The 20,730-nt window shown below is 43.6% G+C and carries 21 protein-coding genes; 7 read left to right on the forward strand and 14 right to left on the reverse strand.

The window, feature by feature from the left end:
* The 6 genes from hisS to ndk form a co-directional block, all read right to left on the reverse strand.
* Window positions 1–1,362 (reverse strand): histidine--tRNA ligase, encoded by a 1,362-nt coding sequence (gene hisS, locus IE103_RS02380; protein WP_189344403.1) that lies wholly within the window; start codon window positions 1,360–1,362, stop codon window positions 1–3.
* Window positions 1,363–1,423: 61 nt separating this feature from the next.
* Window positions 1,424–2,686, reverse strand: a complete 1,263-nt coding sequence (ispG, locus tag IE103_RS02385) for a flavodoxin-dependent (E)-4-hydroxy-3-methylbut-2-enyl-diphosphate synthase (protein ID WP_189344404.1) — start codon at window positions 2,684–2,686, stop codon at window positions 1,424–1,426.
* A gap of 2 nt (window positions 2,687–2,688) precedes the next feature.
* On the reverse strand, window positions 2,689–3,684 hold the full coding sequence (locus IE103_RS02390; RefSeq protein ID WP_189344405.1) for a helix-turn-helix domain-containing protein: 996 nt from the start codon (window positions 3,682–3,684) through the stop codon (window positions 2,689–2,691).
* Window positions 3,677–4,474: a type IV pilus biogenesis/stability protein PilW gene (gene pilW, locus IE103_RS02395; RefSeq protein WP_189344406.1), complete on the reverse strand. Its 798-nt coding sequence runs from the start codon at window positions 4,472–4,474 to the stop codon at window positions 3,677–3,679. Before pilW ends, IE103_RS02390 begins: the two co-directional genes overlap by 8 nt.
* Window positions 4,474–5,628, reverse strand: a complete 1,155-nt coding sequence (rlmN, locus tag IE103_RS02400; RefSeq protein ID WP_189344407.1) for a dual-specificity RNA methyltransferase RlmN — start codon at window positions 5,626–5,628, stop codon at window positions 4,474–4,476. The genes pilW and rlmN overlap by 1 nt, the downstream gene beginning before the upstream one ends.
* A gap of 128 nt (window positions 5,629–5,756) precedes the next feature.
* A complete protein-coding gene (gene ndk, locus IE103_RS02405) occupies window positions 5,757–6,182 on the reverse strand; it encodes a nucleoside-diphosphate kinase (RefSeq protein WP_189344408.1) in 426 nt (141 codons plus the stop codon).
* 316 nt (window positions 6,183–6,498) lie between these two features.
* Here ndk and dbpA point away from each other — a divergent pair, with 316 nt between their 5' ends.
* From dbpA to IE103_RS02440, 7 genes are all read left to right on the forward strand, one after another.
* Complete coding sequence (gene dbpA / locus IE103_RS02410) at window positions 6,499–7,884, forward strand: ATP-dependent RNA helicase DbpA (protein WP_189344409.1); 1,386 nt, start codon at window positions 6,499–6,501, stop codon at window positions 7,882–7,884.
* Window positions 7,885–7,957: 73 nt separating this feature from the next.
* Complete coding sequence (locus IE103_RS02415) at window positions 7,958–8,590, forward strand: response regulator (protein WP_189344410.1); 633 nt, start codon at window positions 7,958–7,960, stop codon at window positions 8,588–8,590.
* Between the two features lie 403 nt (window positions 8,591–8,993).
* Entirely contained in the window at window positions 8,994–9,368 is a 375-nt protein-coding gene (locus tag IE103_RS02420; protein WP_189344411.1) for a response regulator, read from the forward strand.
* A 57-nt stretch (window positions 9,369–9,425) separates the two neighbouring features.
* Window positions 9,426–10,292, forward strand: coding sequence for a Crp/Fnr family transcriptional regulator (locus tag IE103_RS02425; RefSeq protein WP_189344412.1), 867 nt, complete (start codon window positions 9,426–9,428; stop codon window positions 10,290–10,292).
* 156 nt (window positions 10,293–10,448) lie between these two features.
* Window positions 10,449–11,288 carry a universal stress protein gene (locus tag IE103_RS02430; RefSeq protein WP_189344413.1) on the forward strand — a complete coding sequence of 280 codons (840 nt, stop codon included), beginning with the start codon at window positions 10,449–10,451 and terminating at the stop codon, window positions 11,286–11,288.
* 301 nt (window positions 11,289–11,589) lie between these two features.
* Entirely contained in the window at window positions 11,590–13,566 is a 1,977-nt protein-coding gene (locus tag IE103_RS02435; protein ID WP_189344414.1) for an MASE3 domain-containing protein, read from the forward strand.
* 199 nt (window positions 13,567–13,765) lie between these two features.
* Window positions 13,766–14,101: a flagellar basal body rod C-terminal domain-containing protein gene (locus IE103_RS02440; protein ID WP_189344415.1), complete on the forward strand. Its 336-nt coding sequence runs from the start codon at window positions 13,766–13,768 to the stop codon at window positions 14,099–14,101.
* 18 nt (window positions 14,102–14,119) lie between these two features.
* Here IE103_RS02440 and IE103_RS02445 read toward each other — a convergent pair whose 3' ends face one another.
* From IE103_RS02445 to ccoO, 8 genes are all read right to left on the reverse strand, one after another.
* A complete protein-coding gene (locus IE103_RS02445) occupies window positions 14,120–14,953 on the reverse strand; it encodes a sulfite exporter TauE/SafE family protein (RefSeq protein WP_189345065.1) in 834 nt (277 codons plus the stop codon).
* 12 nt (window positions 14,954–14,965) lie between these two features.
* Complete coding sequence (gene hemN / locus IE103_RS02450) at window positions 14,966–16,396, reverse strand: oxygen-independent coproporphyrinogen III oxidase (protein ID WP_189344416.1); 1,431 nt, start codon at window positions 16,394–16,396, stop codon at window positions 14,966–14,968.
* A 6-nt stretch (window positions 16,397–16,402) separates the two neighbouring features.
* The gene (locus IE103_RS02455) at window positions 16,403–16,660 is read right to left on the reverse strand and encodes a hypothetical protein (protein WP_189344417.1); all 258 of its coding nucleotides are present in this window, start codon (window positions 16,658–16,660) and stop codon (window positions 16,403–16,405) included.
* A 73-nt stretch (window positions 16,661–16,733) separates the two neighbouring features.
* Window positions 16,734–17,291 (reverse strand): FixH family protein, encoded by a 558-nt coding sequence (locus tag IE103_RS02460; RefSeq protein ID WP_189344418.1) that lies wholly within the window; start codon window positions 17,289–17,291, stop codon window positions 16,734–16,736.
* A gap of 45 nt (window positions 17,292–17,336) precedes the next feature.
* Window positions 17,337–18,749, reverse strand: a complete 1,413-nt coding sequence (ccoG, locus tag IE103_RS02465) for a cytochrome c oxidase accessory protein CcoG (RefSeq protein ID WP_189344419.1) — start codon at window positions 18,747–18,749, stop codon at window positions 17,337–17,339.
* A gap of 169 nt (window positions 18,750–18,918) precedes the next feature.
* The gene (ccoP, locus tag IE103_RS02470) at window positions 18,919–19,926 is read right to left on the reverse strand and encodes a cytochrome-c oxidase, cbb3-type subunit III (protein WP_189344420.1); all 1,008 of its coding nucleotides are present in this window, start codon (window positions 19,924–19,926) and stop codon (window positions 18,919–18,921) included.
* Window positions 19,927–19,928: 2 nt separating this feature from the next.
* Window positions 19,929–20,075, reverse strand: coding sequence for a cbb3-type cytochrome oxidase subunit 3 (locus IE103_RS02475; RefSeq protein ID WP_189344421.1), 147 nt, complete (start codon window positions 20,073–20,075; stop codon window positions 19,929–19,931).
* 30 nt (window positions 20,076–20,105) lie between these two features.
* Complete coding sequence (ccoO, locus tag IE103_RS02480) at window positions 20,106–20,723, reverse strand: cytochrome-c oxidase, cbb3-type subunit II (protein WP_189344422.1); 618 nt, start codon at window positions 20,721–20,723, stop codon at window positions 20,106–20,108.
* Between the last annotated feature and the right edge of the window lie 7 nt (window positions 20,724–20,730).

Here is a 20,730-nt window from a genome sequence, read left to right on the forward strand (position 1 = left end):
TTAATGATGAAGGTGAATATGATTAGGATTATCGCACTGAGATTCGTCGTGATCAGCACCAACGATCTGATCAACTAAGTAATCAACAGCGGTATCAAAAGGAACACTAGTTTGATTATTTGCAAAGTCTTCCGAACGCATTGACTTTACGGTTACGGTTTCAGCAGCAGCTTCATCTTCGCCAATAATCACAGCAAATGCAGCGCCACTAGCATCTGCCTTTTTCATTTGCGATTTAAAACTACCGATTCCAGTAGCAGATGCGCAATGTAACACAACATCTAAGCCTGCATCACGCAAACGCTCACCTAAAACAAAAGATTGCATTTGCGCTTGCTCGCCTTGGTGCACTAAATACACATCACATGATTGAGCGACTTCCGCATCGCCGTTGAGTTTCATGAGCTCCAGCAAGCGTTCGACGCCCATCGCGAAACCACATGCTGGCGTATGTTTACCGCCAAACATCGTGAACAAGGTATCGTATCGACCACCAGCACAAACAGTGCCTTGCGCACCTAATTCATCGGTAACCCATTCAAACACTGTGCGATTATAGTAATCCATACCACGCACTAATCGCGGATTGATGGTAAATGGAATGCTATTGTGACGTAATATCTTTTGCACACCTTCAAAATGTGCTTTTGATTCTTCGCCCAAGAAATCCAACAACTTCGGTGCATTATTTACCAAATCTTGCATGCTTGGATTTTTCGTATCGAGAATACGCAAAGGATTTGAATACAAACGGCGCTGAGCCTCTGCATCCAACTGATCTTTGTGCCGTTCAAAGTAGGCAATCAATTCTGCACGATGTTGATTGCGTTCCGCCGCATCACCAATCGAGTTTAATTCTAAGCGTACATTTGTGAGCCCCAAATCATCCCACAAGCGCTGACACATCACGATCAATTCAGCATCAATATCCGGACCGGCAAAGCCCAAAGCTTCTGCACCGACTTGATGAAATTGACGATAACGCCCACGTTGCGGCTTTTCATGACGGAACATTGGCCCGTTATACCAAACACGCTTTGGTCCATCGTAAGTGATGTTATGTTCAAGTGCTGCACGCACAATACCAGCCGTGTTTTCAGGGCGCAGCGTTAACTTGTCGCCATTCATCGAATCTTCAAAAGAATACATTTCTTTTTCAACGATATCCGTCACCGCTCCCAAGCCGCGCGCAAATAATGGCGTCGACTCAACGATCGGTGTCCTCATTTGCTGAAAACCGTAACTCTTTAATACAGATTGCACCGTATTTTCAAACAATTCCCAAAGTGCAGCTTGCTCAGGAAGAATGTCATTCATTCCCTTGATACCACTGATCTTTTCTATTTTCTTATCTTCGGACATGCCGTCATTTCCAATTTACTTTTAATTAAACTATGTCTGTGCTTATAACAATTTTAAAATCTTAAACTTGTGGTGAGTAACGTGTCTGCACATAATCCAAAACTATTTTTTGGAAATCTTGCGCGATGTTTTCACCACGCAAAGTCATCGCTTTAACACCATCGATAAAGACTGGCGCGGCTGGTGACTCACCTGTTCCAGGCAAACTAATACCAATATGCGCATGCTTGGATTCGCCTGGGCCATTCACAATACAGCCCATCACTGCCACATTCATACCTTCAACACCTGGATACTGTGTTTTCCATACTGGCATTTGTTCACGCAAAAACGACTGAATGTCATCTGCAAGCTCTTGAAACACAGTCGAAGTTGTTCTGCCACATCCAGGGCAGGCAATCACCATCGGCATAAACTTACGTAAGCCCATGGTTTGCAAAATCTCTTGCGCAACAAACACCTCTTTGCAGCGATCACCACCAGGCTCAGGCGTTAATGAAATACGAATCGTATCGCCAATTCCTTCTTGCAGCAAAACCGATAGTGCAGCGGTTGAGGCAACAATGCCCTTACTTCCCATGCCTGCCTCGGTCAAACCCAAGTGCAATGGATAATCACAATGCTTACTAATTTCACGATACACAGAGATCAAATCCTGCACACCAGATACTTTGCAAGACAAAATAATCTGATCACCGGGCAAGCCCAACTGCTCGGCACGTTGCGCACTCTCAATCGCCGATGTTATCAAAGCCTGATACATGACAGTTTGTGCACTTAGCGGCACAGCGCGCTGAGAATTCTCATCCATGATGCGCGCCAATAAGGCCTGATCCAAACTGCCCCAGTTCACGCCAATTCGCACTGGCTTTTGATACAGACATGCCATTTCGATCATCTGTGCAAATTGCGTATCACGCTTTGCACCTTGGCCGACATTGCCGGGATTAATTCGGTACTTAGACAAGGCCTTCGCACAACCGGGAAAGTCTTTCAAAAGAGTATGCCCGTTGTAATGAAAATCACCAACCAAGGGGACATCAATACCCATGCGATCAAGTTGCTCGCGAATTGCTGGCACTGCCTGCGCTGCCTCAGGATTATTGACAGTGATCCGCACCAACTCAGAACCAGCGCGCGCCAAGTCTTTAATTTGAATTGCGGTAGCGATCGCATCAGCCGTATCGGTATTTGTCATAGATTGAATAACAACCGGGGCATCGCCACCAACAACAACAACCTTATCTCGATAACGAATTTGAACAGCACGAGATTGACGTCGTAAAGCTGCACCACAGGCAATTTCTTTTAAATCGACTAGCATATTTACTTCACAACCAGGTTAGCGACGTTATTGCCACGCTCAGACGTCACAGTCATTGGCGAACCACGCAAGATAGCATCAACTCCTGCAGCGTTACCAAGCTTGACGTATAGCACTTGCTTCACGCTAAATGCTTCCTCAGTTCCGGCTTTTGCCAAGTGAGAACTCAAAATAGTACCTGCTTCAGTTTTTACCTGTACCCAAGAATCTTGCCGAAACTTAAGAACAAACGATTCGCTAGCAGCAGGTGCCGTTACCGGTTCTGCCAATGAAGCTGCTGGCTTGCTTGAATCCATAGTCTCAGCTATGGCTGGACTAGCCACAGAAGCAGTACCTGCCGTATCAACCGTGCTAGCAGCCACCGCATTGACCTCAACAGATGCAACCGAAGCTGCGACAGAATTTGGAACCGTGCCGAGCACTTGACTAGCTTGAGCTACAGCTGGCTCATCCAGCGCTGGAGAAGAATCCAAAGCTTGCGTCACAGCGACATTCTCTTTTTGTTCAAAAGCACTACGAATGTTTTTACCGAACTCGGTAGATTGCAAAATCAAGAAAACCCCAATAATGACAATCAAAACGATGACACCAATGATATATCGACGATTATTATCGTGACTGCCGTGCAAGGATAAACGCGACTCCACAAATGGGGTCGACAAGGCCGGGCGCATCGCTGTTTCCAATTGCGTCGATTCTGCATCTCGCGGCAATGCGGCAACCAGATGATCTGCTTCAATCCTCAACAACTTTGCATATGCTCGAACAAATCCACGCACAATCACCATTTTAGGAAGTGCTGCGAAATTATCCGACTCCAAAGCGGTGACTTGCGCTTGCGAAAGCTTCAATTGTTCAGCGACGAAGGGAATTGTCCAATTTTTACTTTGCCGACTAGCAGCCAACTGTGCGCCTACCGAATTCAAAGTTGTTGTGCTATCTACCGTGATAATCGGCTTGCTTGAATCCATCACTTCAGTCTCTAATACATCACTCATTAAAAGCACCTTTTTGAAACAGAGCAAATTCTCTTGAATTTGGATGTCGACGTCGCAATTGAGTTCCCAAATTATTTACAGAGGTCTGATCACCTAATTTATGATCAATCTTTATCGCAATCCATAATACATCTGCCGCAAAAATCTCTTCTTTCAAAACGCGCTGAATGAATGGTCGCGCTTTATCAAATTGTGATTTATCGTAATAAACCTTAGCCAAATTCGCATTTGCAGAAGGATTCATCGGATCGAGCTGATATGCCATCAAAAAGTATTTTTCTGCGCTATTCAAATCTTTCATGCGCAAACTACAAACCCCAGCACTCATCATCGCCTTCAACGGCGTTGGATAACTACGATCACCTAAAATTCGGTCGTACAGTGGCAATGCTTGCTTTTCTCGTCCATTTTGGCACAAGAACCACGCATAGTTGTTGCGAATTTCTGAGTTACTTGGATCCAACTTCAATGCATGCAGAAAATTTTCTTCAGCACGCTGCGGATCGTTCATTTCCATCTGTATCAATGCACGCAAGCTATAGGCATTGGCGAACTGCGGCGAAATGGAGATGACATTTCGAATCTCTTCTAAAGCCAACTTGAATTGGCCTTCCTTAAAGTAGTCGACCGCCAATTGCATACGAATCGACACCCGTCGCTGCAGATCAGGATTCTCTGCAACAGTCTTCTCGTCATCGAGAGAATTTGAAAATTTTGAGCTTGAACAAGCCGACAATGACATCGCGCAAAAAGTAATTACCAGAACACAAGTCGACTTTAAAAATCTCATTATTTTATCTCCGTAATTTTCCCAAAATTTGGACCAAATTTCTTCTGATACTCTGACATTTGCTGCATACGCTCTTGTACTCGCGTTCTATCTTGCACCTCACCGGCCAACTGACCACATGCCGCATCAATATCATCACCGCGCGTTTTACGCACAGTCGTGACAATACCAGCGTCCATCAAAATTTGTGCGAATAATTTAATGCGCACATTGGGTGAACGTTTCAAACCAGATTCAGGGAAAGGATTGAACGGAATTAAATTAAATTTACATGGAACGGTTTTGACTAACGCAACCAATTCTCGCGCATGCTGATCGGTATCATTCACACCGTCCAACATACAGTATTCGAAAGTAATAAAATCACGCGGAGCAAATTCAAGATAACGACGACATGCATCCATCAACTCATGCAATGGATACTTCTTATTCAATGGCACCAAACCATCGCGCAATTGATCATTTGATGCATGCAAGGACACCGCTAAAGCAACTGGACATTCTTTAGCGAGCTTATCAATCATTGGCACCACACCACTAGTCGACAAGGTCACTCGGCGACGCGACAAACCATATGCATTATCATCAAGCATTAACTTTAAGGCAGTCACGGTGGGCTCAAAATTTAAGAGTGGCTCCCCCATTCCCATCATCACCACATTGGTAATTTGACGCTCACCTTTTGGGCCAGGCTCTATGCCTTTAGTCCGACGCAACTCGAACTCAGCCATCCATAACTGGCCGATAATTTCACCCACGCTCAAGTTGCGATTAAATCCTTGTTTTCCGGTAGAACAGAAACGGCAATTTACCGCGCAGCCAGCCTGCGTAGAAATACACAAAGTGCCACGATTTTCTTCCGGAATGAATACAGTCTCAACGGCATTACCGTTTCCGACATCGACTAACCACTTACGTGTACCATCTGCCGATGTATGATCACTGATTACCGCAGGCGCAGAAATGTGCGCGCGACCAGCTAATTTTTCTCGCAAAGATTTGGCGAGGTCGGTCATTTCATCAAAATTACTTGCGCCAAATTGATGAATCCAACGCTGCAATTGTTTTGCACGAAATGGCTTCTCACCCAACTCACCGCAATATGCTACGAGCTGTGCAGGATCAAAATCCAATAAGTTGGTGAGTACCGTCATTTAAATCTTCTCAATTAATTTTTTTACCACTGATTTCGCTCAATTATTTTTCCATAACTAAGCGCAATCACAACTGGGGCATTCGCCCCAGTCAAAACATCTATTTAATTCAACAAACCTAACACAGATTAACGTGAGTACACGTTCAATGCTGGGAAGAAGTAAGCGATTTCAACAGCTGCTGTTTCTGGCGCGTCGGAACCGTGTACTGCGTTTGCATCGATAGATTCTGCGAAATCAGCGCGGATTGTGCCTTTTTCTGCTTTCTTAGGATCTGTTGCGCCCATCAAGTCACGATTTTTCAAAATCGCGCCTTCGCCTTCCAATACTTGCACGAATACTGGACCAGAGATCATGAAGTCGACCAAATCTTTGAAGAATGGACGAGCTGCGTGAACAGCGTAGAAACCTTCTGCTTCAGCGCGGGACAATTGTGTCAAACGAGCTGCAACAACTTTCAAGCCAGCGCCTTCAAAGCGACTTACGATTTGACCGATAACATTTTTTGCAACTGCATCAGGTTTAATGATTGATAATGTACGTTCGATAGCCATCTAAAAACTCCAATAAAAAGAAAGGGTTAAGACAAAATTTCAAGAATTCATCTAACCTTAGATTTTAGCACGAAACCACTTCACCTAGGAAACATGTCTATTTTCTATTTACATGAAACTTTTGCGGCATAAGAAGCAAATTTCATTACTTTGACAATGCAGTACACCAAATACACATAAAAACTATTAATTAAGCTAGAAATGTAATCCACTTTGCAATCTCCAAACATTTCTAGAATATGACAAGCATGGTGTAGACAAGCAGCAACTGTTAGACTTCGCGCTTCTTTCAGAATTAAGAAAAAAGAGCAACGACATGACCCAAACTGTAAAACGTTTTTCCGACCTACCGCTAAGCCCTGCTTTGATCAACAATCTTAGCACTCTTGCATACGTTGAAATGACAGAAATTCAAGCGAACAGTATTCCGGTCATGCTAGAACAACGTGACTTAATTGCTCAAGCCAAAACTGGGAGCGGCAAAACTGCTGCTTTTGGCATCGGCATCTTAAGCAAACTCAATCCCAGCTATTTTGCAACCCAGGCCTTAGTAGTTTGCCCAACCAGAGAGTTGGCAGATCAAGTGTCGAATGAATTACGCCGATTAGCACGTGCCACCCCCAATGTAAAAATTCTTACTTTATGTGGAGGCACACCGATGCGTCCACAAATCGCCTCACTTGAACACGGCGCGCACATTGTCGTTGGCACACCAGGACGCTTACTAGATCACATTGGCCGCGATAGCATCAACTTGGCAACAGTTCAAACACTGGTACTCGATGAAGCCGACCGTATGGTGGATATGGGTTTCTTCGAAGATATCGTTGGCATTGTGGCAGCTTGCTCTCCGCGCCGCCAAACCTTATTGTTTTCAGCGACTTACCCAAGCGATATGCGGCATGCGACCGCTAGCTTTTTACGGGACCCCGTCGAAATAAAAGTCGAAAGTCAACACGCTAGTCAACAAATCGAACAATTCTTCTTTGAAGTGACCCCAGAAAACAGAAATGCGGCGGTCAGCCAATTACTGTTTCACTACCAACCGACTTCGACCATCGCATTTTGCAACACCAAGATTCACTGTGATGAACTGGCAGAAGAACTACAACACCAAGGTATTACTGCCCTAGCTCTACATGGAGATATGGAACAACGTGATCGAGATGAAATCTTAGTCTTATTTGCCAATCAAAGTTGCTCCGTGCTAGTTGCCACCGATGTTGCTGCACGCGGCATCGACATCCAATCTTTGGGCGCGGTAATCAATGTTGATGTATCGAAAGACACAGAAGTTCACATTCACCGCATTGGCCGCACTGGTCGCGCTGGCGAACGCGGCTTAGCACTGACGCTCGCAGCACCAAACGAGAAAAAATGGGTAAAACTGATCGAAGAATATCAAGGACAAGAGGCGATTTGGAAGTCACTGACAGATTTGAGTCTCAATAGAACTGAGCTGATCGCACCAAAAATTAGCATCTGCATCGCAGGAGGCAAAAAAGATAAATTACGCCCAGGTGATATTCTAGGTGCGCTGACTGGCGACGTCGGCATTAGTAAGGATCAAGTTGGAAAGATTAATGTATTTGAGTTTATGTCTTATGTGGCAGTGGATCGGGTGATCGCTGATCAAGTTTTAAGCAAGCTAGGGCGCTGCACGATCAAAGGTAGACAGTTTAAAATTCGAGAAATTACCTGATCGTCAGCGCAACCATTAACGCAAATATTTGCAAGCACCTAAACCTCGACTTAAAAAATATAGATCACTTTTTATGATAAGAATTTTAATCGCAGACGACCACACTATCATGCGAGAGGGGCTGAAACGCATACTCGATGGCATCGAAGATATTCAAGTAATCGGAGAAGCAATTGATGGCCATGACACCATTACTAAAGTTCGCTCAGAGAAATTTGATGTGTTGCTATTAGATCTTTCTATGCCTGGTCGTAGCGGTGTTGACTTAATTCACCAAATCAAAGAAGAGTTTCCCAAATTACCGATTTTGATTCTCACGATGCATGAAGAAGAACAATACGCGGTTCGCGCAATTCGAGCAGGCGCGAATGGCTATCTCACCAAAGAAAGCGCTGGAACACAGTTGGTGACCGCACTACGAAAAGTCGCGTCTGGTCGACCTTACATCAGCATGGAAGTTGCCGAACAACTGGCGATGTCAGCCATGCCATCGGCGAATAACGACCTTACTCACAGCGCCTTATCTGATCGAGAATTTGAAGTTTTCTGTCACTTAGCCAAAGGCAAATCCATCACCGAGATTGGTGAAATTTTGCACTTGAGTGTAAAGACCGTGAGCACGCACAAAACCAGAATTATGCAAAAGATGGAATTGCAATCCATATCCGAACTCGTTCAATATGCAATGACGCATCATTTACTGTAATTACTCACGATCATTTGTCGACATGTAGAGATGTATCAGATAAAGGCTGCTTTTCCATAAGCAGCCTTTTGCTTTTCTATTGCGCAACACCATCAAATAAAGCTCGCATTAATTGATTCATTCCGTTATTAGCAATCAAATTCACATCAAGCTTGACTCCCTCCCCCCTAATTCAACCATCAAAATAAATCGCAGTTGATGGCGCGCCAGCCGTAACTCTTACCTATCAGGTCTGAGCAATTACAGCATTCAACGCCACCCCACTAGGAATATTCCTACAAATCGCTGGAAAACTCCCACACTTTAAATCAGCGAACACTGATTTAAATCAAACCCATGTTTGCCCATAATGCACCCATGCCGATAACGCTAGTCAACTAGCAAACTACAAAACACACGCGCTATGAACTTGTTTATTGTCGAAGATTCACTTCTGATTCAAAACCGTTTGGTACGGTTTATCGAAGAACTACAAGATGTCAGTATCGTTGGCATCTCGCCCGACATTGGCAGTGCCTACGACAAAATCTTACAAGCACATGCAGATGCCATGATTCTTGATATACAACTCAGTGACGGTAACGGTTTAGTACTACTAAAAAAAATAAAACTAACTCATCCGGAAATTCGCGTTGTTGTATTAACCAATCATTCAAGCGAGGCAAATCGCATGCAAGCATTGCGCGCCGGCGCTGATAGTTTCCTCGATAAATCAACTGATTTCGAGCAAATTCCCAGCATCTTACATCGCTGGCAAGCAACTGGTTCCGCGCATTAAAGCTAACTGACAAGTCATCATTCAGAATTTAAAAATCCACTTTATAGAGAGTAAATCATGTCTAACTTATCTACAATTTCACAAGCAAGCCGTTTTACTGATGCATCTAACTTGTCAGATAATGCATGGCGTCAGCACGGTAGCCTTTGGTCGAATTTGCGCCAAGTTTGTGAATTACTCTCAATCCCAGCGCCAGTCACCGTGGATGACGAGAACACGCTGTTCCAGCATGTTCGTTTTAAAGCAGGTCAACGTATTCATCGCATCGGTCAAGCATTCGACACTTTGTATATCGTGAACTCAGGTTTCTTGAAAACCGTACATATTGATGAGTATGGCAATGAACAAGTATTGAGCTTCCCAATGAAAGGCGATTTGCTCGGCATCGATGGCATACACAAACAACATTACGCCTCCGAGGCAATTGCACTAAGTGACTGCGATATCATTCTTTTGCCCTACAAAGCATTTACTTCACTCGGTCGCACACACGTCGAATTAGAACAAGCAATGTTCAGTGTCATGAGTAGAGAAATCGTTCGCGAACAAATGATGATCAGTATGCTGAGCGCACTCAGTGCAGAAGCAAAAGTAGCACGTTTCCTTACCAATTTAGGTGAACGATTCAATCAAATGGGCTACTCTGGTCGCAGCTTTAACTTGCGCATGACACGTCAAGAAATTGGTAGCTACTTAGGTTTAACATTAGAAACTGTTAGTCGTACATTGTCCGCTCTAAATGAGTTGGGCATGATCTCAGTAGAACAGCGCGAAATTAATTTACTTGATCCTGTGGCACTTAAAACCTTACGCCGTCTCCCACCAGCTAAAGCACGAATCAAAGTCGCAGAAAAAGTCAGCGCACTCGTCAACAAAAATTTGCTTCCACAATGGAATGGTGAATTAGCAGCGGCGATGAATTAAGCAAAGGCTTCAAATTTCTAGGTTAAATCTAGGTTAAAATAAAGGCGTCTGCACTAGTCAAAGTCAACTAGTGCAAACGCCTTATATGCATTAGAAATCTGTTCAAAAATCTATTTAAAAAATTCCGCTACACAAACTCTTCATGTGAGGTATGCCATGTCATATAAAACCATCTTGGTACATGTAGATGAATCAAAAAGTGCGCTCAAACGTACACAATTAGCCCATCAAATCGCAGCAAAATTCGATGCCCATGTGACTGGCGTAGCACTCACAGGAATCTCACGTTATATCTTCGAAAGCACCGATCTTGGTGTTGGCGATCCAAATATGATGTTGCACCTGACTGGTTTACGCGAGCGCGCAGAGCGCGCAATAACGGCATTCAAGCAAGCAAGTCTCGACTTGGGCGCATCCACTAGCGAATGTCTCATTGCCAATGATGAAGCGAATGGCGGCTTGGGATTACGGGCGCGTTACGCTGATTTAATTGTGATCGGACAAACGAATCGAAACGAACCATCCCCGTCGGTGTTGTCGGATTTTCCTGAGTTTATGATTGTCAATTCTGGCCGTCCTGTTCTCATTACGCCTTATAGCACTGAAATCAATACAGTTGCAGAGCGCTGCTTGATCGCTTGGGATGGTAGTCGTGAGGCTGCGCGCGCTTTAACCGATGCCCTACCTTTACTAAAAACCAGTAAAGTAGTACAAGTTTTAATCATTAACCCAGAGAAGCAAAGTGAAGCGCACGGTGAAGAGCCTGGCGCTGACATCGCATTGTTCTTAGCTCGACATGGCGTCAACGTCGAAATTTCTACAAGATTTAGCAGCCAAGATACTGGCTCCAGTATTCTTGCCGCCTGCAAAGAATGGAGTGCGGACTTGTTAGTGATGGGTGGTTACGGTCATTCTCGTTTCCGCGAGATGATTATGGGTGGCACAACCAGAACTATTCTAGAAAAGATGACGATTCCTGTTTTGATGTCGCATTAATCTTTGCTAAGTCACGACTGAGACTAACTGCCTGACAGCAAGTATGATGCGCTGTCAGGCAGTTACGTTTCTATCTCGCCAATTGTGCCAGATACGTTATGCAGACTGGGGAAGCAATATTCTCCAGAAACCTAGCAATGACTAATTGCACTAAGTTTTGCAAACGCAGATAGTCCTGATGTATGTTGCAGACATCATCAAAAATGCGCTGAATCAAAGACTGAATTTGCCGATGTAGTCCAACAATCGTTCAACAATCACCCAACAATAAGTACGCAGCTTTTCCACTCTCGCTCAAATCATGACAAACGCTACCAGCATCGAACTCAAACGCATTACTTGGATTAGTATTGTCTTATTTCTTTTATCCTGCTATCTCTGGTCGCAACGAGAGTTTTTCTCACAGTTTAAAACTCCAAGTGCATTGACCATCCACACCGGTCTCGAAACGGCAACCATCATTATTTTTACCTCGGTCTTTATGGTTTGCTGGAATGCGTTTGGCAATCTACGCAAGCGCAGTAGCTTAATACTGGCTGTAACTTTCTTAAGCGCGTCGATTTTTGGTTTCTTTCATGCGATTTCATTTCAAGGTATGCCTGGCTTTCCGGCAGCAATCGACATGCATAAATCATTGAGTTTTTGGCTGCTCTCGCGCTATTTAATCAGCCTTACTTTATTAGGTTTGGTTCTGCAAACTCGTGATATCGATATTTCAGAATCCATCTCGAAGATTAGTGTGTATTTAGGATTGGTGCTCACTATCATCGCCACGTTTATTATTTTCACTTACCCTGAAATATTTCCAACCACCTATCAAAAAGGCTATGGGCAAACAACATTTAAAATTCATTGTGAAATGGTCTTGGTTGCGCTCAACTCACTTACCGCTGGTTTATTTTATCGACAAATAGTTCAATCAGATCGTATTGATAGTGAGGGGCATCTCAAAATAAAACGGAGTATGTTGTTCTTTGCCGCTGCGATGATGGCGATCTCAGAAACCTATTTTTCTTTGTACAGTTTTCCTGACGAAATTTTCGTGGTAATTGGACATGCGTTCCAAGTCATCGCTGCGCTGGCTATTTATCGCGGCATGGTTAGCATCAATATTCACGCCCCCTACTCTAGCTTGATTCAAACCACTAAAGATCTACAGCAAACGGCGGATGAATTGCTGATTCACAAGCAAAGATTGACCGGTGTGATTGAAACTGCCATGGACGGCATACTGACAATCAACGATCAACACAAAATCATATTAGTGAATCCTGCCGCGGCACAAATCTTTGGATACACAGTCGAGGCTTTAATTGGCGCCTCAATCGATATTGTGATTCCTATGCGCCACAGAAACGTGCATAGCGCACACGTTCATCAATTTGGTGAGCGTGGCACTACGCGTCGCAAAATGGGGGGAAATTTTGATGATTATTACGTTACTGGATTACATGCAGACGGAACAGAATTTCCTATCGAAGCATCTATCTCTAGTTTGATTGAAAATGAAAAACGTTTTTACACCGTGATTTTCCGCGACATTAGCGAACGTAAAGCCGCAAAAGAAAAGATGGCGCAATATCATTCTGAGTTAACCCAGCTTTCTTCCGCACTGCAAAGTATTCGTGAAGAAGAACGTAAACACATAGCACGTGAATTGCATGACGATTTGGGACAATTACTTGCAGCCCTTCGCATGGATTTGTCTTTACTTCAGCGCGATCAAAACATGACCGATAAGTCGCGTCTAACAGTATCGAGCATGGATCAATTATTGTTGACCTCGATCACCACTTTACGTCGTATCGCAACCGATCTGCGGCCAAGAGCACTTGATGAAGGCGGTCTATTTTTTGCATTGCAGACCTTGCAGAAAGAATTCTCTCAACGTCACGGTGTTCATTGCGATTTAATCGCAGACGAAGAACAACTCATACTCGATGATGAACGGAGTACAGCAATTTATAGGATTATCCAAGAATCCTTAACCAACGTTGCTCGTCACGCAAAAGCAAATCACGTCGATATTCAATTCGAACGAACAGAGGATGCTCTCCAATTTGTGATTCAAGATGATGGTCGCGGCATCGAAGAAGGCGCAATGAACAAAACACGATCATTTGGTCTGGTGGGCATGCGTGAACGCATTAAAGCAATGCAAGGCAAATTCAAAGTTCGCAGTGAAGTTGGAAAAGGAACTCGAATAGAAATTCACATTCCATTAGATACGCCAATTTATAATCCTGCAAAAACATCAACTCATTTGGTGCAAAATTAATGATGCAAGGATGACGGTTTATTTATTCAAGGGTTAAATCATGCAGAACTAAGTTCAACTAAACTAAACCCAACTAATCCAATTCAACTTAATTTAGCTAATTGAAGCCTAAAAAACAAAGTTAAAATCTATTGGCAACAAACTAGAAATGCGATTATCCTGAGAGAATACGCGTACAGAATTTACAGGAGTTCTCGCCATGGCAATCTCAGCGCTCAACACTGGTTTATCCGGCATGAAGGCATATCAAGGCGCCTTAGATAGCAGCGCTAATAATGTTGCCAACGCGCTCACGAAAGCTTACCAGCCACAGGTAGCAAGTTTTCAAGAGGCGCCAACTAGCGGCGTGCGAGTCAATATCAGTAAAGAAAGTCAAGAATTAGCGGCGCAAGAAAATCTAGATCGTCCTAGTGGTACCGATCTAGCGACCGAGATTACTAATAGCCTGCAATACAAAGCAGGGTTTGAACTATCTGCCAAAGTAGTGAAAACTGCTGATGAAGTGCTTTCAAGCTTGCTTGATATTCGTAAGTAACTTGAATGTTGAAGCCTTTCAGATAGGCGTAATGCACAAAAATTCAGGCATATTCTTCATATCAAAATAAAAAAGACCGAATAGACCAAAACCTATCAAAATTGCGGCAAATAGATATTGCACGGCAAGCATCAAACCATGCTGTTTCAATGTCTTAGACATTGCTTGTGCAATCAAAAGGTGCGGCAAAGCAGCCAATCCAAATAACAGCATCAATACCGCGCCAGACCAGGCTGCGCCAGACAATAAAGCAAATGGTGCAACTGCGTACGACAATCCACAAGGCAGACTTCCCCATGCCATTCCAAGAAACAATGGATGCGCACTTGCTTTTTGCAAATTAGGCATAACGCGTGCATAAACGCCTTGAATTTTTTCATTCAGAAAATTGGGAACTAGAAGGTGTAAGCGTACACCTAGCAAACGCAGACCTAATATGATTAAGGCGATATTACCAACAACGAAGAAAATACTGGTGATAGGAAAATCAAGTTTCCAACGTAAACTAGCTGCCCCTATACCACCAAAAACAGCGCCGATCAACGCATAGGTAGCTAGGCGTCCGGTGTGCAATAGAATTTGATAGCTAAGCTGAGTAAGGTTTTCTGACTTCGACTGAACCAGGACATTGCCGGCAGCAGCAATTGGGATCACACGGCGAGGCGTAGAAACAGACGAACCATCAACGACATTTAAGATGGGAGTTGAAGCACTAGATGCAGTCGATGCTGCAGATCGAAAGCTAGGTAGCCTGCTCAAAATGCTCGCGATGCCACCGCACATTCCAACACAGTGAAAGCCGCCAATTAGACCAGCTGAGATCGCTGCTAAGATGAGCGGCAAGGTGAGCATAACTTTGAGAAACTAGATTAATTTAGAATACTTCGCACCGCTTTGACGTGACAAATAATGATCGAAAATCATACTAAAAGCACGCACGAACATACGCCCTTTTGATGTCACACTCACGCTCGCGTCATTCAGATCAAGCAAGCCCTCGTCAGCATAAAAGCGCGCACGTTCTAATTCGTCGTGAAAATATTCGGCAAAAGAAATCTGATATTTTGCTTCGATCTCAGCAATATTTAAGGTCGTACAACACATCAAATCCATGATAATTTCGCGACGCAATAAATCATCTTGACTCAGATGAAAGCCTTTCTCGACTGGCAAATGCCCAGCATCAAGCGCGGCATAATACTCATCCAAGGTACGTAAATTTTGCACGTAAGAAGCGCCGATCTTACCGATAGAAGACAAACCCAACGCAACCAAATCACAATCTGCACGCGTGGTATAGCCTTGGAAATTGCGATGTAAAGATTTATCTTTGACCGCCAAAGCCAAACTATCATCCGGCTTCGCAAAATGATCCAAGCCTATGTAGACATATCCCTCTGCGAGTAAACGACGCAAAGACATTAAGAAGATTTGCAAACGTTGTTCAGCAGATGGCAAATCTACTTCGTTAATGCGACGCTGCGGTTTAAAACGGGTCGGTAAATGGGCGTAATTGTACAGAGCAATGCGCGCAGGAGATAAGGCGATGACTTGATCTAAGGTACGCGCAAAGCTTTCCAAACTTTGCTTTGGCAGTCCATAAATCAAATCAAAATTAATCGACTGGAATCCAACTGCGCGACTTTGATTAATACATTGTTCTACCATCGAATAAGGTTGAATCCGATGAACCGCAACTTGTACTTGTTCGTCAAAATCTTGTACACCCAAGCTGGTACGATTAAATCCAAGCTCAGCTAGCAACTGTAGCGTCTGCGTTGTTACTGTGCGCGGATCGATTTCGATCGAAATTTCAGCATCATCTGCGAAATCAAAATGCTCGCGCAGCATTGCCATCAAACCACGCATTTCATCTTCACTCAAAAATGTTGGCGTGCCGCCACCAAGATGAAGCTGAGAAACCACTTCGCGTTCGGTCAAGTATTGCTTCACCAACTTAAGCTCTTGCGCGAGGTAACTTAAATAAATGGCAGACTTACTTCTATCCTTAGTAATCACCTTATTGCATGCGCAGTAGTAGCAAAGTGAGGCACAAAAAGGAATATGAATATACAAAGAGAGCGGTGGCTTATTATTTGACTGGTTTCTTTGCTGGAGGTACTGAATATACGAAGTTTCAGTGAAGTCAGTATGAAAACGATCTGCTGTCGGATACGACGTATATCGTGGCCCCAACGAATCGAAACGTCGAATCAAGTCTTCAGAAATTTCTAAGTGATCGTTGACCTTGTGCGAAGTGGCGTTTGAACTTGCGGATAATGTTGAGATTGACATTGTATTCTAAGAAGTTTTTTGTAAAAGTAAGGCGGTCAACCAACTAGAGAAAGTACCAAGTGCCCAGAAAATCAGAAAGCCGATAGTGTACGCGCCGAGCATATGCACTTGCAGGCGCTCATCTAACACAATCAACTCCATAGGATCGACCAAACTAAAAAACACGCCAGTTGCGACGCAAGCCATTAAAAAAGCAGGCCATAAAACGACCATCAAAGTCGATTTGAATGAGGTCTTCTCATGTTGTGCATTGCTCGATTCCAAACTTAACTCCTCTACCAAATACAAATTATTTATTCGAGAAACAGCCGACGACGATTTCACAACAATATAACATTTAAGGCATCGGTGACAACCGCAAATTTCTTTGTAGTGGCTCAACCCAGTCACCGGTTAAACGCCATTCATTTGTTTCCAACTTCACGTGCAATACTTGTAGCACGCCAGAATTAACAGCCGTCTCAAATTTCTTATCTTGCGCAAAATCAGCCTCAAATTGATCAGCTGAAACACGCTTGAGCGGAAGGCGACGAATGACTTCTTCTACTGATCCAGCGGCCGCACCAGAACTCGCCAAACTAACCTGCACCAGGTCAGGTAAAGCTTGCTTGGAATTCAATTGCATTACGATCTTTTTACTGGCCAAATCAAATTGCAAATTCGCCGCCAACGCTAACTCGCGCGCTTTCGCATCACGCTGCAAATTGGTATTAATCATCAAACCTTGTCGATAGTAGTCTTTTGCAACGACTTGATCTGCACCGCGAAAAGCAATAAAGCCCGTAACTACGCTGGCAAACACGACTAACAAAGGACCACCAACTACGAGTAATAACCAAGGTTCTTTATACCAAACATCTTTTTTAATTGGCTGCGTTAATATGCCTGAATTCATCTTTTTTCCTTACGTCCTAAATCACATCAAAAAATTGACTCAACATTATCTAGGAACTAAAAACACTGCTTTTTCAACCACTGAAATTTTCTCTTGCTCTGTATCCGCAATAACAAATCGAATTCGATTTGAACCAGTTGGAACCACTCCTGCTGGCACACTGACACGAACTGGAAAAGCTTGGCTAGTAGCCGACTTAATCGTAACGCGGTCTTCGCCAACAATGGTTGCACCTGAAATGCCCTTCACGCTGATACGGAAAGTTCTTGCCGCTTCTTGCGTATTCATAATTTGCAAACGATACACATTCTCGATAGCGCCAACTTCCGTAATTTTTGGCATTGCTCGATCTCGCAAGATATCTACTTTCAATGGTACTCGATAGGCAAGTGATACTGCGGCAACTAAAATAATTAAACCAAGTATCGCACCATAGACTAATGTGCGCAAACGGAATACTCGTTTCCACATCGCCTCTTTTGTCATTTTTTCGACTAGAGCGTGTTCTGTTGTGTAGCGAATCAAACCACGTTCATAGCCCATTTTATCCATGACTTGGTCGCAACCATCAATACATGCACCGCAGGCGATACACTCGTACTGCAAACCATGACGGATATCGATACCGGTCGGGCAGACCTGTACACAAATTCCGCAATCTACGCATGATCCTAATCCTTGCGCTTTGAAATCAATTTTCTTATTTCTTGATCCGCGCGGTTCGCCACGATCGGTGTCATAGGTAACGATAAGCGTATCTTTATCAAACATCGCACTTTGGAAACGCGCATAAGGACACATGTACTTACAAACCTGCTCGCGCATAAAGCCAGCATTACCATAGGTGGCGAATGCATAAAACAAGAACCAGAAGGTTTCCCATGGTCCCAAGTTAAAGCTAACTACTTCCGCCGCTAATATTTGAATTGGCGTGAAATAGCCAACAAAAGTAAAACCAGTCCAAAGTGCAATTAACAACCAAATCAGATGCTTAGTTGATTTGAGTCGGAATTTATTGAATGACATCGGCGCTTGATCTAACTTCATTCGGGCATTACGATCCCCCTCAATTTTTGCTTCCACCCACATGAATATCTCGGTGTACACAGTTTGGGGACAGGCATAACCGCAGAATAAGCGACCTGCTATTGCCGTAAATAGAAATAAGGAAAGTGCTGAAATGACCAGCAAAACGGCGAGATAAATAAAATCTTGCGGCCACAACACAAGGCCGAAAATATAGAATTTACGATTGACTAAATCAAAGAGGACAGCTTGTCTATCATTCCAAGTAAGCCAAGCCGATCCATAAAACAAAATCTGGGTAAAAAATACCAACACCCAACGCCATGATTGAAACCACCCTTTTTGAGAACGCGCATAAATCTTCTTTCGCTCTTCAAACAAAGCCAGTTCTGCTTCGTCACTAGGCACTGGAATAATAGGTATTTTTTTCATTTTTAATACGAACTCAATTTTACTATCTGACAGCAGCCAAACAGATCTTACAGGCTTAAAGCCTTAAGGTATGCGAATCTAGATTGTGGACTCGCACACCACTTTACATCTATTTACATCTTACAAACGTACTGCGTGTTACTGCTTGCATTAGTGATTGCTGCTTATATTACTTGCTTGCAGAACTAGCATCCGTACTTGCTGATGGTGCTGCATCACTAATTTGCTTCAATGCACTCGCTTCTGCATCCGTCACTGCGCCTGTATTTGACAAACCCCATACGTATGCAGTCAATAAATGGATTTTAGCATCTGTCAAAATTGCTTTATGCGCTGGCATTTGATTTGCACGACCTTTGTTGATGGTTTCCATGATGTTTTCAATACCACCACCATATAACCAAACCTTATCGGTCAAGTTAGGCGCACCCAAAGCTTGATTGCCTTTGCCATCAGCACCGTGACAAGCAGCACAAACACCAAACTTTGATTTACCAATTGCTGCTTTAATTGGATCATGTGCAGCACCTGACAAACTCATGACATAGTTGGCGACATTTTTTACGTCATCATCAGAACCGATCGCCGCACCCATAGGAGGCATTTGACCATGACGACCTTCCATCAAAGTGGTTTTAATCACTTCAGGCGTGCCACCATATAACCAATCGCTATCAGTCAAATTTGGATAACCCTTGCCACCTTGCGCGTCTGAACCATGGCATTGTGCGCAACTGTTCAAAAACAAACGCTGACCAATTTCAATTGCTTGCGGATCTTTGGCGACCAACTTTACATCGGTATTGAGATACTTATTAAATAAAGGACCGTATTGCTTCTCACCATCCTTCATTTCTTTCGCATAAGCACCTTCTTGACTCCAGCCAAATGTACCTTGATAAGAGCCCATACCTGGATACACAATCAAATACCCAACACTGTAAATAATCGTCAAGTAAAACAACCACATCCACCATTTAGGCAATGGATTATTTTGCTCCATCAAAGACTCATCCCAAACGTGCCCAGTAGTTTCTGCTGGCAGCGGCTTTCCGTCTGCACCAATTTTCACTTTGACTTTGGATTGAGACCATAACAACAATCCACAAGCAAGAATACTGATGCCTGTTAATACCGCAATCGCGGTACTCCACCATTCGCTAAAAAAATCTGCCATGGCTATTTTCCATTCTCATTATCAAGTGGCAATTTTGCCAATTCTTCAAAACGGGCTTTGTTCTTAGAACTAAATGCCCAGTACAGGATGCCAATAAAAGCAATCAGACTAACCACCGTCATCACGCTACTTAAAATTGTAAAGTTCATCTTCAATTCTCCTGAAAGATTTCCGACACCCTAGTTCTTGTTTTTGATTGCAGTACCCAATACCTGCAAATACGCAATCAAGGCTTCCATTTCTGTTTTACCAGATACTTCTTCAGCAGCTTTTGCAATTTGCTCATCGGTATATGGCACGCCCAAAGTCTTCATCGCACGCATTCTTGGTGCCATTCCGGCGCCATCAACCGTTGCCTTTAACAACCAAGGATAAGCTGGCATATTGGACTCTGGCACGACAGAACGTGGATCAGTTAAGTGATCTTTATGCCATGTGTCGCTATAACGTCCACCGACACGTGCCAAATCTGGGCCTGTACGTTTACTACCCCATTGGAATGGATGATCATAAACAGACTCACCTGCAACAGAATAGTGACCATAGCGTTCAGTTTCAGCACGGAACGGACGGATCATTTGTGAGTGACAGCCGTAGCAACCTTCACGCAGATACACATCACGCCCAGCCAATTCTAAAGCGCTGTAAGGCTTCATGCCCTGCACTGCTTGTGTCGTGGTTTTTTGGAAAAACAGCGGCACGATTTCAACTAAACCACCAACGCTGATCGTCAAAATGACCAGCACTAACATAAGACCGATATTGCGCTCGATCAAATCATGAGTAAATTTACGCATAGAGATT

The organism is Affinundibacterium macrobrachii (assembly GCF_014652415.1).
GTDB classification, from domain to species: Bacteria; Pseudomonadota; Gammaproteobacteria; order Burkholderiales; family Burkholderiaceae_D; genus Undibacterium; species Undibacterium macrobrachii.